Origin of the sequence: Nitrosospira sp. Nsp18 (assembly GCF_900103145.1) — a bacterium.
Taxonomy (GTDB): Bacteria; Pseudomonadota; Gammaproteobacteria; order Burkholderiales; family Nitrosomonadaceae; genus Nitrosospira.
On record NZ_FMWY01000056.1, the window covers coordinates 1 to 1670 of the forward strand.

1 protein-coding gene is annotated in these 1670 nt (G+C 62.5%); it reads right to left on the minus strand.

Going from position 1 to position 1670, the window contains the following annotated elements:
* Nucleotides 1-1670 (minus strand): glycosyltransferase family 39 protein (locus BLS94_RS14385; protein ID WP_256325455.1); only part of this gene is annotated, 1670 nt, incomplete at both ends.

Sequence of the window (1670 nt, forward strand, 5' to 3'; positions counted from 1 at the left end):
GAAAACAGCAGTAGCGCAAGCGCAGCGGCCAGATACGCATGCGGCCGGCGCAGCCAGCGGCGTGAGGCAGGATCGAGGATCACAAACAGCAGCGCCGCCGGACCCAGCAGCCCCAGCGTGTATTTCGACAGGATACCCAGGCCGAATGCAATGCCCATGCCCAGCCAAGCCCAGTTGCGATCGGCCAGTAATGCCCGTTCCATGTAGTAGAGGGTAGCAGCCCAGGCGGCGACCAGCGGCGCATCCGCTGTCGCCACCATGCCAGTGGCAAAGTAAAACGGCAACACCGCCAGCAGCAGCACCGCGCGCATCGCGGTCGACTTATCGTACAGATTGCGCGCCAGCGCATACAAGTAAGCCATCGTTATCAGGCCGCAGCAAAATGAGCCGATCCGCACCCCGAACTCGCTGTTGCCGAAGATCGCGGTACCAAGCCAGATCAGCCATGCCACCATGGGCGGGTGATCGTAAAAGCTCAGGTCCATGTGCTGGGCATAGTTCCAGTAGTAAGCTTCGTCGGGAATCAATTCGGCTGTGCCCAGGTAGATCAGGCGCAGCAGGACGGCAAAGGCGACGATGCCGACGGAGGCGACCCGCCAGCGCACGTCCGGCGAGGGCGGGTTCACGGTAACGGGAAACACGTAGAATGCGGCGCCGAGGTAGTTGATGGCGGCGGTTGCGGCAATGGCCGGGAAGATGGCCAGAAACGAGGGCATGTGCCAGCCATCGATCAGCAGGGCCAGTACGCCGCCGCGCAGCAGTAACGCGAATATGCCGACAGTGAGGAAGCGGCCAAGCTGATCCCGTCGCAGGTCGCCGGCAAGATTTTGGAATGACCTTCTGGAATTGAGCGAATAATTTATTACCGCTGCAGCGAAGAAACTCGTGATGTGCGCCAGAGCGAGTCCGAAGCCGCGGCTCATGAGGAATTGAAACAGCAGCGCGTCAATGGCGAGACCAAACAACCCGACCGCGGCAAAGCGGCCGGCGGTACCGACGGAGACGGTGCCGCCGGCTAAGGTCATGAGGCGTTGCAGGTAGGTCCACTGCGGGCGGAATGATAATTTGGAGGCGCCATGGGTGCGATTGTGAAAGCAGACGGGCACTTCCACGACCCTGAGTTTGCCTTGGCCGGCCATGAGCAATTCGAGCAGGATTTCATGGCCGTGTGCGGGTTCGGCAATGGTGGCGGCCAGTTCCCGCTGGAAGGCGAAAAATCCCGAAGTGGCGTCGTTTACGTCGCAGAGGGGGCGGGCAAGCCCGTTGGCGAGGCGCGAGAGCCATCGGCGCGGCAGAGACCCTCCTTCAGTACCGCCGCCGGGTACGTAGCGGCTGCCGATGGCGATGTCGCAGCTTCCGTTCAGCAGGGGGGCAATCAGGGCAGGCAATCGTTCAGGCGGGTGGCTCAGGTCTGCATCCATCACGACGATGACCTCCCCGCGCGCCGCGGCCGCGCCGGCCAGGACGGACCGGGTGAGATCGGGCTTGTCCCGGCGTTCGATCAGCCGTACATTTGCCCGCTTTTCCCAGGCGCGCACTTTGGCGGGTGTACCATCGCTTGAGCTGTCGTCTACAAAGATAATCTCGAAACTTTCTGGCGGCAGGCCAAGCTCGCACAGGCGCGCCAGCAGGGGGTCGATGTTGTCGGCCTCGTTGAGCGTGGGGATCAC